This is a genomic window from Mycobacterium sp. 050272, from assembly GCF_039023525.1.
In the GTDB taxonomy this organism is placed as follows: Bacteria; Actinomycetota; Actinomycetes; order Mycobacteriales; family Mycobacteriaceae; genus Mycobacterium.
On record NZ_JBCHKV010000003.1, the window covers coordinates 153,878 to 169,077 of the forward strand.

At 67.2% G+C, this 15,200-nt stretch carries 15 protein-coding genes; 11 read left to right on the forward strand and 4 right to left on the reverse strand.

Annotated features, from left to right (window positions below; genetic code table 11):
* Positions 1 to 31: 31 nt before the first annotated feature.
* From AAHS21_RS08415 to AAHS21_RS08455, 9 genes are all read left to right on the forward strand, one after another.
* Positions 32 to 436 (forward strand): hypothetical protein, encoded by a 405-nt coding sequence (locus AAHS21_RS08415; RefSeq protein WP_342927230.1) that lies wholly within the window; start codon positions 32 to 34, stop codon positions 434 to 436.
* Between the two features lie 150 nt (positions 437 to 586).
* Entirely contained in the window at positions 587 to 2,029 is a 1,443-nt protein-coding gene (locus tag AAHS21_RS08420; RefSeq protein ID WP_342927231.1) for a catalase, read from the forward strand.
* A gap of 107 nt (positions 2,030 to 2,136) precedes the next feature.
* Entirely contained in the window at positions 2,137 to 2,784 is a 648-nt protein-coding gene (locus tag AAHS21_RS08425) for a sensor domain-containing protein (protein ID WP_342927497.1), read from the forward strand.
* A 169-nt stretch (positions 2,785 to 2,953) separates the two neighbouring features.
* Entirely contained in the window at positions 2,954 to 4,252 is a 1,299-nt protein-coding gene (egtA, locus tag AAHS21_RS08430) for an ergothioneine biosynthesis glutamate--cysteine ligase EgtA (RefSeq protein ID WP_342927232.1), read from the forward strand.
* Positions 4,249 to 5,559, forward strand: a complete 1,311-nt coding sequence (gene egtB, locus AAHS21_RS08435) for an ergothioneine biosynthesis protein EgtB (protein ID WP_342927233.1) — start codon at positions 4,249 to 4,251, stop codon at positions 5,557 to 5,559. Before egtA ends, egtB begins: the two co-directional genes overlap by 4 nt.
* Positions 5,559 to 6,281, forward strand: coding sequence for an ergothioneine biosynthesis protein EgtC (gene egtC, locus AAHS21_RS08440; RefSeq protein WP_342927234.1), 723 nt, complete (start codon positions 5,559 to 5,561; stop codon positions 6,279 to 6,281). Before egtB ends, egtC begins: the two co-directional genes overlap by 1 nt.
* Positions 6,281 to 7,246, forward strand: a complete 966-nt coding sequence (egtD, locus tag AAHS21_RS08445) for an L-histidine N(alpha)-methyltransferase (protein WP_342927235.1) — start codon at positions 6,281 to 6,283, stop codon at positions 7,244 to 7,246. Before egtC ends, egtD begins: the two co-directional genes overlap by 1 nt.
* The gene (gene egtE, locus AAHS21_RS08450) at positions 7,243 to 8,388 is read left to right on the forward strand and encodes an ergothioneine biosynthesis PLP-dependent enzyme EgtE (RefSeq protein WP_342927236.1); all 1,146 of its coding nucleotides are present in this window, start codon (positions 7,243 to 7,245) and stop codon (positions 8,386 to 8,388) included. Before egtD ends, egtE begins: the two co-directional genes overlap by 4 nt.
* Complete coding sequence (locus AAHS21_RS08455; RefSeq protein WP_342927237.1) at positions 8,385 to 8,972, forward strand: VOC family protein; 588 nt, start codon at positions 8,385 to 8,387, stop codon at positions 8,970 to 8,972. Before egtE ends, AAHS21_RS08455 begins: the two co-directional genes overlap by 4 nt.
* Positions 8,973 to 8,978: 6 nt before the next feature.
* Here the strand turns inward: AAHS21_RS08455 and AAHS21_RS08460 are convergent, their stop codons facing one another.
* Both AAHS21_RS08460 and AAHS21_RS08465 read right to left on the reverse strand, forming a co-directional pair.
* Positions 8,979 to 9,671, reverse strand: a complete 693-nt coding sequence (locus AAHS21_RS08460; protein WP_342927238.1) for a class I SAM-dependent methyltransferase — start codon at positions 9,669 to 9,671, stop codon at positions 8,979 to 8,981.
* A 19-nt stretch (positions 9,672 to 9,690) separates the two neighbouring features.
* A complete protein-coding gene (locus AAHS21_RS08465) occupies positions 9,691 to 11,166 on the reverse strand; it encodes a glutamate--cysteine ligase (RefSeq protein WP_342927239.1) in 1,476 nt (491 codons plus the stop codon).
* Between the two features lie 145 nt (positions 11,167 to 11,311).
* Here AAHS21_RS08465 and glpK point away from each other — a divergent pair, with 145 nt between their 5' ends.
* Positions 11,312 to 12,868 (forward strand): glycerol kinase GlpK, encoded by a 1,557-nt coding sequence (glpK, locus tag AAHS21_RS08470; protein ID WP_342927240.1) that lies wholly within the window; start codon positions 11,312 to 11,314, stop codon positions 12,866 to 12,868.
* 47 nt (positions 12,869 to 12,915) lie between these two features.
* On the opposite strand, the gene AAHS21_RS08475 is transcribed toward glpK, so the two are convergent.
* The gene (locus tag AAHS21_RS08475; protein WP_342927241.1) at positions 12,916 to 13,638 is read right to left on the reverse strand and encodes a PadR family transcriptional regulator; all 723 of its coding nucleotides are present in this window, start codon (positions 13,636 to 13,638) and stop codon (positions 12,916 to 12,918) included.
* Positions 13,639 to 13,836: 198 nt separating this feature from the next.
* Here AAHS21_RS08475 and AAHS21_RS08480 point away from each other — a divergent pair, with 198 nt between their 5' ends.
* Positions 13,837 to 14,214, forward strand: a complete 378-nt coding sequence (locus AAHS21_RS08480; RefSeq protein WP_342927242.1) for a hypothetical protein — start codon at positions 13,837 to 13,839, stop codon at positions 14,212 to 14,214.
* 11 nt (positions 14,215 to 14,225) lie between these two features.
* On the opposite strand, the gene AAHS21_RS08485 is transcribed toward AAHS21_RS08480, so the two are convergent.
* Positions 14,226 to 15,155: an RDD family protein gene (locus AAHS21_RS08485; protein WP_342927243.1), complete on the reverse strand. Its 930-nt coding sequence runs from the start codon at positions 15,153 to 15,155 to the stop codon at positions 14,226 to 14,228.
* Positions 15,156 to 15,200 lie beyond the last annotated feature (45 nt).

Genomic DNA, 15,200 nt, shown 5'->3' on the forward strand with positions numbered 1-15,200 from the left:
AGCAGTTGCATTCAGGGGCACTATTCAAGGCATGAGTGAAACACCTGAACGCGGGATACAGCCGGCGGCCGTCGACACGGCCGCGCCCCCACCGCCGCATCTGGTCAAGCCACCCAAGGTCTATACGGCCGCGGCGTGGGTGGTGATCGTGGCGGGGATCGTCTTCATCTTGTCGGTCGTCTTCTTCTCCGGCGCCATGATCTTCGGATACCACCACCACTGCCGCCACCACCACGGTCAGATGTGGAAGCCCGGCGGCCCGGGCGGCCCCGGACCGTGGCAGTACGGCGGCCCAGGCGGTCCCGGAATGATGCCGCCCTACCAGTACGGTCCGCCTCCGGGATACGGCCCGGGCGGTCCCGGCGGCCCCGGCGCCGGCCCGAGTGCTCCGGCCGCGCCCGCTCCCGCGACCAGTGCCCCCGCGCCGCGTCCCTAGCACCGATCTCGCAAAACGGCCCGGCGTCCCACGAAGGGATGCCGGGCCGTTTCATGCCCTGAACGCGCTTGCCACCGATTCGGGTTCACACTGGATGGGTACACGTCGCACGGCCCTCGGATTCAGTCCAGTTAGCGAGGAGATGGCGAGATGACGGAGCGCTTCACCACGACCGATGCGGGCATTGCCGCGCCCAGTGACGACCAGTCGTTGACGGTCGGTCCCGACGGTCCGATCCTGCTGCAGGACCACTACCTGATCGAGCAGATGGCGCAGTTCAATCGGGAACGCATCCCGGAGCGTCAACCGCACGCCAAGGGTGGTGGCGCCTTCGGTCATTTCGCGGTGACCAACGACGTCAGCCAGTACACCCGGGCCGCGGTGTTCCAGCCCGGCACCAAAACCGAGATGCTGGCCAGGTTTTCGACGGTGGCCGGCGAACGCGGCAGCCCAGACACCTGGCGCGACCCGCGCGGCTTCGCGCTGAAGTTCTACACGACCGAGGGCAATTTCGACATGGTCGGCAACAACACGCCCGTGTTCTTCATGCGCGACCCGATGAAGTTCCAGCACTTTATCCGTTCCCAAAAGCGGATGCAGGCAACTAATTTGCGTGACCACAACATGCAATGGGACTTCTGGAGCCTGTCGCCGGAATCCGCGCACCAGGTGACCTGGTTGATGGGCGACCGGGGAATCCCCAAGACGTGGCGCAATATGAACGGCTACAGCAGCCACACCTACAGCTGGATCAACGCCGGCGGTGAAATCTTCTGGGTGAAGTATCACTTCATCACCGATCAGGGCATCGAGTTCCTGACCCAAGAGGACGCCGACCAATTGGCCGGTGCGGACGGCGATTACCACCAGCGGGACCTCTACGACTCGATCGAGAGCGGCAACTTCCCGAGCTGGACGCTGAAGATGCAGATCATGCCGTACGAGGAGGCCAAGACCTACCGGTTCAACCCGTTCGACCTGACGAAGGTATGGCCGCACGGCGACTACCCGCTGATCGACGTCGGCAAGATGACGTTGAACCGCAACGTCACCGACTACCACACCGAGATCGAGCAGGCCGCGTTCGAGCCCAACAACACCGTGCCCGGCACCGGTCTCAGTCCGGACAAGATGCTGCAGGCCCGCGGCTTCTCCTACTCCGACGCGCATCGCGCCCGGTTGGGGGCCAACTACCGGCAGATCCCGGTCAACGAGCCGAAGGTCGAGGTCAACAGCTATTCCAAAGACGGGGCGATGCGGATAAAGAACGTGTCGGATCCGGTGTATGCGCCCAACTCCTACGGCGGCCCGCACGCGGACCCGCAGCGCGCTGCCGAGGTGCGTTGGCAGGCGGACGGCGAGATGATCCGCGCCGCCTACACACTGCGCGCCGAGGACGACGATTTCGGACAGGCCGGCACCATGGTGCGTGAGGTTCTCGACGATGAGGCCCGAGACCGCTTGGCCCACAACATCATTGGGCACGTATCCAAGGGTGTCAAAGAGCCGGTGCTGTCCCGGGTCTTCGAGTACTGGCGCAACGTCGACCCCGATCTCGGCAAAAAGGTCGAGGAGGGCGTTCGGGCTCAATAGTTCTGTCGTCGAACGTCGAGTTGTCGCGCTTGCCGCAGCAGCTCGACGTTCGCCGTCAGGCGCCCTGTTCGGCACGGGCCGTCGCCCTGGCATGATCGAGATTCATGATGCGGATCTCCGCCGTGGCGGTAGGCGTCGGTCTGGGCTGGGGGGCCGCTTGGGGCGTGCCCATCGCGACGGCCCATCCATCCGATCCCGGGGTGGTGTCGTATGCGGTCCTGGGCAAAGGGTCGGTGGGCAACATCGTCGGCGGGCCGATGGGGTGGGAAGCGGTGTTCACCGCACCGGTCCAGGGCTTCTTCGTCGACTTGGCCGACTGCAACAACTGGGCCGACATCGGACTGCCCGACGTGTACAACGATCCCGACCTGGCGTCCTTCAACGGCGCCACGTCGCAGACGTCGGCCAACGATCAGACGCATCTCGTCAAGCAGGCCGTCGGCGTGTTCGCCACCAACGATGCCGCGGACCGGGCATTCCATCGGCTGATCGACCGCACCGGGGGCTGCTCCGGCCAGACCACCACGATGCACCTGGATAACGGGCAGACGCAGGTGTGGTCATTTGCCGGCGCACCCGCCACCGCGACCGATGCGAACTGGACCAAGCAAGAAGCGGGCACCGATCGTCGCTGCTTCAATCAAACCCGGCTGCGTGAAAACGTGGTGCTGCAGGCGAAGGTTTGCCAGTCTGGCAACGCGGGGCCCGCGGTCAATGTGCTGGCCGGGGCGATGCAAAACGCGCTGGGGCAATAAGCGGTGAAGTGGGTATGCGTGTAAGCCGTGCGGCCAGAACCTGCGGGAACGGGAATATGTCGGGGCGATCTGGAAGATGAAGAGACGGCGGCTATCGTTCGGATAGCTGCCCAACGTGGCGCTCGGCCCGGTGATGTTCCGGCGTGGTCGGGCCCGGAGGGATCGTGATATGACGCTCGCCGCTATCACCGTCGCGGCCTCGCAGCTAGATGCCGCCCGCCCGGCCGACTCCGAATTGACCAGTTCCGAGGAAGCCGCCCAGTACATCGCCGATGGCTGCTTGATCGACGGCCCGCTGGGGCGCGTCGGGCTGGAGATGGAAGCGCATTGCATCGACCCGGTCGATCCCTACCGGCGGCCGAGCTGGGACGAGATCACCGAGGTCATCGACCAGCTACCGCCACTGCCTGGCGGCAGTGCGGTGACAGTGGAGCCCGGTGGCGCGGTCGAACTGTCCGGGCCGCCTGAGGACGGCGTCGCCGGCGCCATCAAAGCGATGAGCAACGACCAGGCCGTGCTGCGCAAGGCCTTCGCCAATGACGGGCTGGGACTGGTCTTTCTGGGTGCCGACCCGCTGCGGGCACCCGGGCGGGTCAACCCGGGCGCGCGTTATCGCGCGATGGAGGAGTTCTTCGCCGCGAGCAATTCCGCCGAGGCGGGCGCGGCGATGATGACGTCGACGGCCTCGGTCCAGATCAACCTGGACGCCGGCCCGCAGGCAGGCTGGGCGGCGCGGGTCCGGTTGGCGCACGCGCTGGGCCCCACGATGATCGCGATCGCCGCCAACTCGCCGATGCTGGGCGGCGACTTCTCCGGTTGGGTGTCCACCCGGCAGTGGGTGTGGGGCCAGATGGACTCCGCGCGCTGCGGGCCCATCCTGGGCGCCAGCGGTGACGACCCCGGCACCGACTGGGCGCGCTACGCCCTGAAGGCGCCGGTGATGATGGTGCACAACCCGGAGGTCCCGGACTTCCGAGCGCTCACCCACTACGTGTCCTTCGCAGATTGGGCGGACGGCTCGGCGCGGCTGTGCGATCGCCGGCCCACCCTCGCCGATCTCGACTATCACCTGACCACGCTGTTCCCGCCGGTGCGTCCCAGGCAATGGCTGGAAATCCGCTACCTCGACAGCGCTCCGGACGCCCACTGGCCCGCGATCGCGTTCACTCTGGCCGCACTGCTCGACGACCCGGTCGCGGCCGACGCCGCCGCCGCGGCGGTCGAACCCGTGGCCACCGCGTGGGACAACGCTGCCCGGCTCGGCCTGAGTGACCGGCGTTTGCACGAGGCCGCCACCTCCTGTGTGGCGATCGCCGCCGCGAAGTCGCCGCCCGAGCTCACCGACGCGATGGAACAGCTGATCCGCGCCGTGGAGCGGGGGCGATGTCCCGGCGACGACTTCTCCGACCAGGTAATCGACCACGGCATCGCGGCCACCGTGTCGCAGTTGGCGCAAGGGGGCTTGTGACTCCGCGGGAACGCATCGCCGACGATCTGGAGCGGGCGCGCACGCGTACGTTGCGGCTGGTCGATTTCGACGACGCCGAATTGCGTCGCCAGTACGACCCGTTGATGAGCCCGCTGGTGTGGGACCTCGCGCACATCGGTCAGCAGGAGGAACTGTGGCTGCTGCGCGGCGGTGACCCGAGTCGCCCGGGGATACTGGATCCGTCGGTCGAAGGTCTCTACGACGCCTTCGAACACTCCCGCGCCAGTCGCGTCGATTTGCCGCTGCTATCTCCCGACCAAGCCCGATCATATTGCCGCACAGTGCGTTCCGCCGCCCTGGATGCGCTGGACGCATTGCCGGACGACCCCGCCGGAGACCGCGCGGCCTTCGTCTACGCGATGGTGGTCAGCCACGAAAGCCAGCACGACGAAACGATGCTGCAGGCGTTGAACCTGCGCACCGGCGCCGCGCTGCTGCGCGACCCCGCCAACTTGCCCGGCGGCAGGACGGGCCTGGCCGGGACGTCGGTGCTGGTGCCCGGTGGCCCGTTCGTGCTGGGCGTGGACGCCACCAGCGAGCCGTTCTCGCTGGACAACGAGCGCCCCGCCCACGTCGTCGATCTGCCGGCGTTCCGCATCGGCCGGGTTCCGGTGACCAACGGCGAATGGCAGCAGTTCATCGACGACGGCGGCTACCGGGACCGGCGCTGGTGGTCCGGTCGCGGTTGGGATCATCGCTGCGGCGCGGGCCTGACCGCGCCGCAATTCTGGGGCACCGACGGTCGCACCCGCACCCGCTTCGGCTACATCGAAGACATTCCGCCCGACGAACCCGTGCAGCACGTCACCTACTTCGAGGCCGAGGCATACGCGGCCTGGGCCGGCGCGCGGCTGCCCACCGAAATGGAATGGGAGAAGGCCTGCGCGTGGGACCCCGTCACCGAGTCCCGGCGTCGCTACCCCTGGGGAGCGCAGGACCCGTCGCCCGAATTCGCCAACCTGGGCGGCACCGCGCTGCGGCCGGCCCCGGTCGGCGCATACCCCGCCGGCGCGTCGGCCTATGGCGTCGAGCAGATGCTGGGTGACGTCTGGGAGTGGACCAGTTCACCGTTGCGGCCCTGGCCCGGTTTTGTCCCGATGATCTACGACCGCTACTCCCAGCCGTTCTTCGACGGCGACTACCGGATTCTGCGCGGCGGATCGTGGGCCGTCGAATCCGCCATCCTGCGGCCCAGTTTCCGCAATTGGGACCACCCGATCCGTCGTCAGATCTTCTCCGGTGTCCGCCTGGCCTGGGATGTTCCCGACGCGGGGGACTGCGCCTGATGTGTCGTCACCTCGGCTGGCTCGGCGCCGACGTCAGCGTCTCCTCGCTGATTCTCGATCCGCCGTTCGGCCTGCGCGTGCAGTCGTATTCCCCGCGCCGGCAGAAGCACGGCCTGATGAACGCCGACGGTTGGGGCGTCGGGTTTTTCGATCGTTCTTCCGGAGGCCTTCCAGAGGGCGGTGTGCCGCGGCGCTGGCGCAGCACCGCGCCATTGTGGGGTGACACGTCGCTGGAATCGGTCGCGCCCGCGCTGCGCAGCGGCTGCGTGGTGGCCGCAGTGCGCTCGGCGACCGTCGGCATGCCGCTGGACGTCAGCGCGACGGCGCCGTTCACCGACGGACAGTGGCTGCTGTCGCACAACGGTGTCGTCGATCGCGGCGTCCTGCCTTTGACAGCGACGGCCGAATCCGTCTGCGACAGTGCGATATTGGCGGCGACCATATTCTCGCTGGGGCTTGAGGTGCTCGGCGAGACCATCGCGCAGATCGGGTCTCTCGATCCCAATGCCCGGCTGAACATCTTGGCCGCCAACGGGTCTCGCCTGCTGGCTACCGCCTGGGGTGACACCCTGTCCATCCTGCGCCGCGACGACGGAGTGGTGCTGGCCAGCGAGCCCTACAACGACGACTCCGAATGGGAGGACGTACCCGACCACCACCTTGTCGAAGTGAGCGCTAAAGGCGTAATGATGACCCCGCTGGACGAGCCGAAAGGATTTTGATGACACTGACGTTGTCCAACCATCTCGCCGCCGACTCGGCGTACCACGCATTGCGTCGCGACGCGCTCGACGGACTGCAGCGCACGCCGAAGAGCTTGCCGCCCAAGTGGTTTTACGACTCGGTGGGTAGCGATCTGTTCGACCAGATCACCCGCTTGCCGGAGTATTATCCGACTCGGGCCGAGGCGGAGATCCTGCGCGGCCGGGCCGCCGAGATCGCCTCGGCCAGCGCGGCCGACACCCTGGTCGAACTCGGCAGTGGCACCTCGGAGAAGACTCGCCTGCTGCTGGACGCGCTACACGGCCGCGGATCGCTGCGCCGTTTCGTACCGTTCGACGTCGACTCGACGATCTTGTCGACGGCAGCGGCCGCCATCCAGCAAGAGTATGCGGGCGTCGAAATCAAAGCTGTCTGCGGCGATTTCGAGGAGCACCTGGGCGAGATTCCGCGCGGCGGTCGGCGCCTGTTCGTGTTTCTCGGGTCGACGATCGGCAACCTCACGCCCGGCCCGCGTGCGGAATTCCTCAAGTCCCTGGCCGACGTGATGCAGCCCGACGACACCCTGCTGCTGGGCACCGACCTGGTCAAGGACATCGGTCGATTGTTGCGCGCCTACGACGATTCCGCCGGCGTGACGGCGCGGTTCAATCGCAATGTGCTCGAGGTCGTCAACCGCGAACTCGACGCCGATTTCGACATCGAGGCCTTCCGGCACGTGGCGCGCTGGAACGCCGACGAGGAGCGCATCGAAATGTGGCTGCGGACCGATCGGGCGCAGACGGTCCGGGTCGGCGCCCTCGACCTGACCGTCGAGTTCACCGCCGGCGAGGAGATGCTGACCGAGGTGTCGAGCAAGTTCCACCCGGGTGGCGTGAGCGCCGAATTGGCCGGCGCGGGACTGCGTCGCGTCCGCTGGTGGACCGACGCCGCAGGCGATTTCGGGTTGTCGTTAGCAGTCAAGTGAGCGATGGCGGGTCGCTGGCCGACCGATGGCGGGAGGCCCGCCCGCCGGTAGCCGGTTTACACCTGGACAGTGCGGCCTGCTCGCGCCAGAGTTACTCGGCCATCGACGCCGCCGCGCAGCATGCCCGCCACGAGTCGGAGGTCGGTGGATATGTCGCGGCACAGGCCGCGGTGCCGACGCTCGACGCCGGGCGTGCCGCGTTCGCCGCGCTGGCCGGGATGACCGACGCCGAGGTGGTCTACACCACGGGATCGCTGCATGCGCTGGATCTGCTGCTGGGCAGCTGGCCCGCCGAGCGCCGGAGGCTGGCCTGCCTGCCGGGCGAATACGGTCCCAACCTCGCCGTGATGGCTGCCCACGGATTCGACCGGCAGTTGTTGCCGGCCCTCGAGGATGGTCGCCTCGCGCTCGACGACGCGGCCTATGTCCTCGACGACGACCCGCCCGATTTCGTCCACCTGACCCCGGTCGCCAGCCATAGCGGTGTCGTGCAACCGATTTCGATGATCGCGAAATTGTGCCGCGAGTTGGGGCTGCCGCTGGTCTTCGACGCCGCCCAGGCGCTGGGCCAGGTCGACTGCGCGGTCGGCGCCGACGTCACCTACTCCTCGTCGCGCAAATGGATCGCGGGTCCGCGCGGGGTGGGTTTCCTGGCGGTGGAGCCCGACCTGATGCAGCGGCTGCATCCCCGACTGGCCGCGCCGGAGTGGTCTGAGTCGTTCTCGGTGGCCCAGCAGCTCGAGTTCGGCGAAGCCAATATTGCTGCGCGAGTGGGTGTTTCGGTGGCGCTGGGTGAGTATCTGGCGTTCGGACCCGATGCGGTGCGCGCGCGCCTGGCCGAACTCGGCGGCATCAGCCGCACGACGCTGGCCGACGTACCGGGGTGGGCGGTGATCGAGGAGGTCGAAGAGCCAAGCGCCATCACTACTTTGGCTCCGGTCGACGGCGCCGACCCGCAAGCGGTGCGGGAATGGCTGCTCGCCGAGCGGCGAATCCTGACCACCTTCGCCGGTGTGCAGCGGGCGCCACTGGAGATGACCGCGCCGCGGCTGCGGATCTCGCCGCACGCCGACACCACCGTCGACGATCTGGAAAGCTTCGCCGAAGCGCTGATCGCCGCGACCGCCGCAACGGCGACGTGACTGAAACCGCGATGTCCACCCTGACCTGGCTCGGCGTACCTGGTGACGAAAGTGCTTGGAGTGCACTGGGGTTCGTTGTCGATGACGACACGATCCGCATCGGACGGGTGGGCTGTGCGCTGACGGTCGAGCGCGGCTGGGGATTCGACGAAATCCGCGCGCAGCCCGACGCCCTCGGGGTGCCGACGGCGGTCCGCCCGCCGGTGACCGGCGCGGTGCACCCTTGCGGTGTCACTCACGTCGACCACATCGTCTACACGGTGCGCGAATTGGAGGCTGCCATCACCGCTCTCACCGCGGTGCTCGGTGCGCCGCCGCGTCGACGATTTCACCCGCGGGGTGCCCAAGGTCCCGAGATGGCGTTCTACCGTGTCGGCGAAGGCTTCATCGAGGTGGTTGCCGCGGCCGGCGAGCCGGCGCTGATCGGGCTCGCGCTATGGTCGCCCGACCTGGACGCCACCGTCACCGCGATTCGTGCAGCCGGCGGTCCAATCGGTGATCCGAAACCCGCGGTGCAGGGCGGGCGGATCGCCAGCGTATGGCAGGGCCACCTGGACTGGGGCCTGGCCATTATGGGGCCGTGAGCTGAATCAGCCCGCCTTGTGCGCCGTCAGCAGATAAGCGGGAAGCTTCATCCGTCCCTTTTCGTCGCGGTCGTGCGGCGGGAACTGGAACGGCGCGTCGGCCATGGCGTGCATGTTCGCGTGGATGTAGGCGGGCCGAATCTCGTCGATCTCCCAGTACCTGCTCACCGCGGCGCGCAACTCGTCCTCGTCCACTTCGTTGGGCTTCTCGTCCATCTCGGCAGGGAAGGCGCCCTTGGCGAACACCAGCACGTAATAGTTGGCGCCAGGGGCGGCCGCACGGTGCACCGAACGCAGGTAGTCGTCGCGATTCTCAACCGGCAGCGAGTGGAACAGCGTGCTGTCGGCGATTGTCGCGAACCGGCCCTCGGAACCGGGCGGGTAGTCGGTGAACGAAGTGATGTCGGCCTGGACGAAGCTGGCGGTGCGCAGGCCGCGTTCCTCGGCCGCCTTGGTGGCCGTCGCGACAGCGGTAGGTGTGAGGTCGATGCCCACCACCGTGTAGCCCTGGGCGGCCAGCGTCAACGACAGCTCTGCGACGCCGCAACCGGCGTCCAGCACGTCGCTGTGGAACTTCCCGGCCGCGATCAATGCGGCCAATTCAGGCTGTGGCTCACCGATATTCCACGGCGGAGGCCCCGCGAACTGGCCCTGCTCCCGATAGGCGCTGTCCCAGTTCATGACGTCGTCGGTTGCCATGAATCCAACCTACCCGCGGTTAGCAGGGCCAGGTGTGGACCGGTTCGTTGGCGTGCATGTGGTCGCAATACCGACGCAGCATCTCGGCCAGCGCCGCGCGCCGGGTCATGCCGGAGTCCTGCAGCGCGCGCACCGTTGCCACCTGCCAGCTGGCGCCGTTGCGGCCGGCCTTGGCCCGTCCCTCGATGACACCGAGAAAACGATCGCGCACCTCGGCGTCCACCCCCCACCGGCGCAGTCCTTCGTCGGCGATCGGTAGCAGCGTGTCGAGTACCAACGTGGTCGCCGCTACCTCACCGAGCCCGGGCCAATGCAACACGGTGTCCATCCCATGGCGGGCCGCTTCGAGAAAATTGTGATGCGCCGCAGTGAAACTCATCTTCGTCCACAGCGGGTTCTCCTCCTCGGACAAGGTGCGCAGCGTGCCGTAGAAGAACGCGGAGTTGGCCAGCATGTCGATGACGGTGGGCCCGGCCGGCAACACCCGATTCTCCAGCCGCAGGTGTGGGCGCCCGTCGACCACGTCGTACACCGGCCGGTTCCACCGGTACACGGTGCCGTTGTGCAGGCGAAGTTCGGGAAGGTGCGGGATGCGGCCGGCGGCCAGCTCGGCGGCCGGGTCCTCGTCGGACAGCTCGGGCAGCAGGGACGGAAAGTAACGGATGTTCTCTTTGAACAGCTCGAGGATCGAGCCGATCCAGCGCTCACCGAACCACACTCGCGGCCGTACCCCTTGAGTCTTGAGTTCCTCGGGCCGGGTGTCGGTGGACTGCGCGAACACCTCGATACGGGTCTCCGACCACAGCTGATGACCGAAGAAGTAGGGCGAGTTAGCGCCCAGCGCCAGCTGCGGGCCGGCTATCACTTGCGCCGCGTTCCAGTTCGGGGCGAAGTCGTCGGGAGCCACCTGCAAGTGCAATTGCATGCTGGTGCAAGCGGATTCGGGAGCGATGGTCACCGATTCCCAACTCAGCGGCTCCGGACCGGAAATATGTATCGGAATGTCCTCACCGCGCGCATTGAAGATCGAGTCGTTGAGCGCGGCGTACCGTTTCGAATCGCTCATCCAACCGTCGCGGGACAGATGCTCGGGCATCAGCGTCGGCAGGATGCCGATCATCACGATGCGGGTGTGCTGCGCGCCGGCCTTGGTCTGCGCCTCGTTGAGGCTGGCTCGCACCTCCGCCTCCAGGTCCAATCCGGTGTGTCCCGGCAGCGAGCGGGGAGGCACGTTGAATTCGATGTTGTAGGCGCCTAATTCCTTCTGGTAGGCCGGATCTGCGATGGCATCGAGCACCGGCCGATTCGACATCGCGGGCTGATAGTCAGCATCGACGAGATTGCATTCGATCTCCATGCCGGTCAGCGGACGGTCGGAGTCGAAGCGCGACTGGGCGAGCATCGTCTCGAAGACGTCGAGACACAGCTGCACCTTGCGCCGGTACTCCCGCGCATGTGCGCGGTCGTACGTGGTGCGCTTGACCTCGTCGCCCACATCGCCGATGGAACAGGGTTACCGGCGGTAGCGCAAGGGCCACCGGACTCCTCAGCGGCGGATTGCGCCGGCGCGGGTGCCCCTACTCATCGCGAATCGAGTCGGTTAGCTGCAGATCTGGTGGGCCGGTCCACCATCATGGACGATGGCAGGAACGTGTCGCAGTTCACGACGAAGGAGACAGGTGGCCGAGTTCGTCGCAGCTATCGATCAAGGCACCACCAGTACCCGCTGCATGATTTTCGATCACGACGGCGCCGAGGTCGCACGTCATCAGCTCGAGCACGAGCAGATCCTGCCGCAGGCCGGCTGGGTCGAGCACAATCCGATCGAGATCTGGGAACGTACCGCCTCGGTATTGATGTCGGTGCTCAATACCTCGAAGTTCTCGACGAAAGACATTGCCGCGCTGGGGATTACAAACCAGCGCGAGACGACTCTGGTGTGGAATCGGCGTACCGGCCGGCCGTATTACAACGCGATCGTCTGGCAGGACACCCGTACCGACCGGATCGCGTCGGCGCTGGAGCGCGACGGGCGCGGCGACGTGATCCGCCGCAAGGCCGGCCTGCCGCCGGCCACCTATTTCTCCGGCGGGAAGCTGCAGTGGATCCTGGAGAACGTCGACGGCGTGCGCGCGGCGGCAGAAAACGGTGACGCCCTGTTCGGCACCCCGGACACCTGGGTGTTGTGGAATCTGACCGGCGGTGTGCGGGGCGGGGTGCACGTCACCGACGTGACCAATGCCAGCCGGACCATGCTGATGGACCTGGAAACGCTGGACTGGGATGACGAGCTGTTGTCGTTCTTCTCGATTCCGCGCGCGATGCTGCCGGCGATCGCGTCGTCGTCACCCACGCAGCCCTACGGCGTCACGTCCACCGATGGGCCGCTCGCCGCCGAGGTACCGATCACCGGCGTGCTGGGTGACCAGCACGCCGCGATGGTCGGACAGGTGTGTCTGTCCGCGGGTGAAGCCAAAAACACCTACGGTACCGGCAATTTCCTGCTGCTCAATACCGGCGAGACCATCGTGCGCTCCGACAACGGGCTGCTGACCACGGTCTGTTACCAGTTTGGGGACGCCAAACCCGTCTACGCGCTGGAGGGCTCGATCGCGGTCACCGGCTCGGCGGTGCAGTGGCTGCGCGATCAGCTCGGCATTATCAGTGGTGCCGCGCAAAGCGAATGGCTGGCCCGCGAGGTTCCCGACAATGGCGGGGTGTATTTCGTCCCGGCGTTCTCCGGATTGTTCGCCCCGTATTGGCGTTCCGATGCGCGCGGTGTGATCGTCGGGCTGTCGCGGTACAACACCAACGCCCATCTGGCCCGCGCGACACTCGAGGCGATCTGCTACCAGAGCCGCGACGTGGTGGACGCGATGGCAGCGGATTCCGGTGTGCGCCTTGAGGTGCTGAAGGTCGACGGCGGCATCACCGGCAACGAGCTGTGCATGCAGATCCAGGCCGACGTGCTGGGCGTGGACGTGGTGCGGCCAGTGGTCGCCGAGACCACCGCGTTGGGTGCCGCGTATGCGGCCGGGTTGGCGGTCGGGTTCTGGGCCGACCCGTCCGACCTGCGGGCCAACTGGCAGGAAGACAAGCGGTGGACGCCGGCCTGGGACGACGATCAGCGCGCGCAGGGATATGCGGGCTGGCGTAAGGCGGTGCAGCGCACGCTGGATTGGGTCGACGTCTCGTAGCGAAGTGCCCGCCGGCGGGGGCCGACGGGCACTTCCCAGCGCAACGGTCAGTCCTCGCCGAGGATGCCGTAGACCTCACGGCGCGCATTGTTCAGAATCTCGATGATGCGCTGCTGCTGTTCGGCGGTGGCGGTGTGCGCGGATTGCGCGACCGCCCCGAACAGCTGGCCGATGGCCGACCGCAGGTTCATCTGGCCGGGGTCGGCGCCTTCGGCGATCTCGTCCCACGGCGGGGTCTCGACCTTCTCGGCGGCCGTGCGCCCTGCTTCGGTCAGCTCGAAAAGCTTCTTGCTGCCGTCGGTTTGGCTCGCGGTGATCAGGCCCTCGTCGTCGAGCAGTTGCAGCGTCGGGTACACCGAGCCGGGGCTGGGCTTCCAGATTCCATTGCTGCGTTCGGCGATCTGCTGGATCATCTCGTAGCCGTGCATCGGCCGCTCGGCGAGCAGTGCCAGGATGGCTGCCCGCACGTCACCTCGTTTGCCGCGGTTGTGGCCGCCGCGCCGCCAGCCGCCGCGTCGTCCGCCGGGGCCGAAACCGAACCCGGGGCCAAAACCGGGCCCGAAGCCGGGGCCGAAGCCCGGGCCGAAACCGGGGCCGAAGCCCGGATCGCCGGCCTGGTCGCGGAGGTTTTCGAAGAATTCCCGCCGGGCCTGTCGCCGTGCGCCGTGTAACGCACGGCGCTGCTCACGGCCGTGACCGGGGCCGAAGCCGAATCCAGCGCCGGGATGACCCGGGAATGGCACGTCGGGGGGAGTGAATGGGTTGCTCATTGTGTAGTCCTCAATGTTCTCGGGGGTAGCGCACCGTCTGTGCGCTTCGGAATATCACGATATATCGGAAACGATCGCGATGCAACGGCGGATTCGGGCAGAACCCGTTTGAATCGGCTTTTTGCAACTCTGACCTGCGGAAAAGACTCCGTGCAAGGTTTCGTTTGTCCCGGGTGGGCGACGGGTACGGACTTCGGGATGAACGCAGAGAACCCGACGTTCAGCGACACGCATCGCACGGCACCGGGGCGCCACGACGGCGGCCAGGACCGACCCGTGTGGCCGTGGGTGAACTGGGGTTTGGCGCTGTCGACGGTGCCCGCCGCGGCGATCGTCATGCTCTTCGCGCTCGGCGCCGTGATGAGTACCGACGGATGCACCGGCCGCAGCTGCCCCAACCAGGGCGGCGGGATTGATTTCGGCCTGGCCTTTTATGGGCCGCCGCTGGTGGCGTTCGTCGTCATCCTGATCACGTTTTTCACGGCCAAACGCCGCGGCGGCATCGTGGTGCCGCTGTTCGGCTGGGCGTTATTGGTCGCCGATGTGGCGCTGATGGCGGCCTCTGTCGCGCGCTAGTCGCGAGGTGACTAGCGCGGCGGCGCGAAGCCGCCCGTTTGCCGTTCCTGCTGGGGAGGCATCGCCTGCGGTGCTGTCGGCTGTGGCCACGGGACGGGTGCCGGCTGCGGCATGGCTGCCGGCGGTGCGGCGGGCCACCCGGGCGCAGTGTGGAATTGCGGCCCGGCAGTCCAGGGTCCCGGTGGTGGGCCCGGTGGCATTGCCGTGCGCAACCGCGCCAGCTCGCGACGGTGGCGTTCGGCCAGGACGGCGGCCAGGATCTGCTCGGGCGCAGTGCCGGGCGGCGGCGGCGGCGCGATCCGGGAGACCACATCGCCGGCGATTCGGTATGACATCTGCATGCGCAGCGCAGGATCGAGTTGGTGTGCGCGGGAGAGGAATTGGCGCGCGACTTCGGCCTGGCCGGCATCGAGATTCGACAACTGCAGCGACGACGCCCACCACGCCAGCGACGGAGGCATCATCGGGGGCGGCCCCAATCGTGGCCCGCGTTCACTGACGACGACCGTGCCGGCGAAGATGTCCCCGACGCGCTTGGCCTTCGACGAGAAAATGCTGCAGATCACGGCCGGGCTCCCGGCGAGCATCCAGATCTCTACCACCGCTGCCAACGCGCGAAAAAGGGCCTGCCGGAAGCGTTCTGGGCCGCCGTCGTCGGACACCACGCGCAAGCCCATGATGATCTTGCCTACCGAACGTCCCCGGGTGGCCGTTTCGAATGCCATCGGATAGCCGACGATCACCAGCACCGTGAAGATGATCAGGATGGCACCGCTGAGCGCGCTGTCGAATTGCGTCAGCGTCGCCGCCCAGAGCATCAGTCCGACGAAGTACAAGAGGAAGATCACCGTGATGTCGATCAGCGCGCTCAGGGCTCGCACCGGCAGCTGGGCGATCTGCACGTCCAGCACCACGGCGTCCCCGGTCACCACCTCCGACATAACACCGAACGGTACAGGTTCGCCGGGTGCGACCGGCTGTGGTCG

What these genes read in the sequence shown, in the direction of transcription:
- AAHS21_RS08420 (WP_342927231.1), top strand. Translation starts at nt 587, where the DNA reads ATGACGGAGCGCTTCACCACGACCGATGCGGGCATTGCCGCGCCCAGT.
- egtC (WP_342927234.1), top strand. Translation starts at nt 5,559, where the DNA reads ATGTGTCGTCACCTCGGCTGGCTCGGCGCCGACGTCAGCGTCTCCTCG.
- egtD (WP_342927235.1), top strand. Translation starts at nt 6,281, where the DNA reads ATGACACTGACGTTGTCCAACCATCTCGCCGCCGACTCGGCGTACCAC.
- egtA (WP_342927232.1), top strand. Translation starts at nt 2,954, where the DNA reads ATGACGCTCGCCGCTATCACCGTCGCGGCCTCGCAGCTAGATGCCGCC.
- AAHS21_RS08480 (WP_342927242.1), top strand. Translation starts at nt 13,837, where the DNA reads ATGAACGCAGAGAACCCGACGTTCAGCGACACGCATCGCACGGCACCG.
- glpK (WP_342927240.1), top strand. Translation starts at nt 11,312, where the DNA reads ATGGCAGGAACGTGTCGCAGTTCACGACGAAGGAGACAGGTGGCCGAG.
- AAHS21_RS08460 (WP_342927238.1), bottom strand. Translation starts at nt 9,671, where the DNA reads ATGGCAACCGACGACGTCATGAACTGGGACAGCGCCTATCGGGAGCAG.
- AAHS21_RS08425 (WP_342927497.1), top strand. Translation starts at nt 2,137, where the DNA reads ATGCGGATCTCCGCCGTGGCGGTAGGCGTCGGTCTGGGCTGGGGGGCC.
- AAHS21_RS08485 (WP_342927243.1), bottom strand. Translation starts at nt 15,155, where the DNA reads ATGTCGGAGGTGGTGACCGGGGACGCCGTGGTGCTGGACGTGCAGATC.
- AAHS21_RS08475 (WP_342927241.1), bottom strand. Translation starts at nt 13,638, where the DNA reads ATGAGCAACCCATTCACTCCCCCCGACGTGCCATTCCCGGGTCATCCC.
- AAHS21_RS08415 (WP_342927230.1), top strand. Translation starts at nt 32, where the DNA reads ATGAGTGAAACACCTGAACGCGGGATACAGCCGGCGGCCGTCGACACG.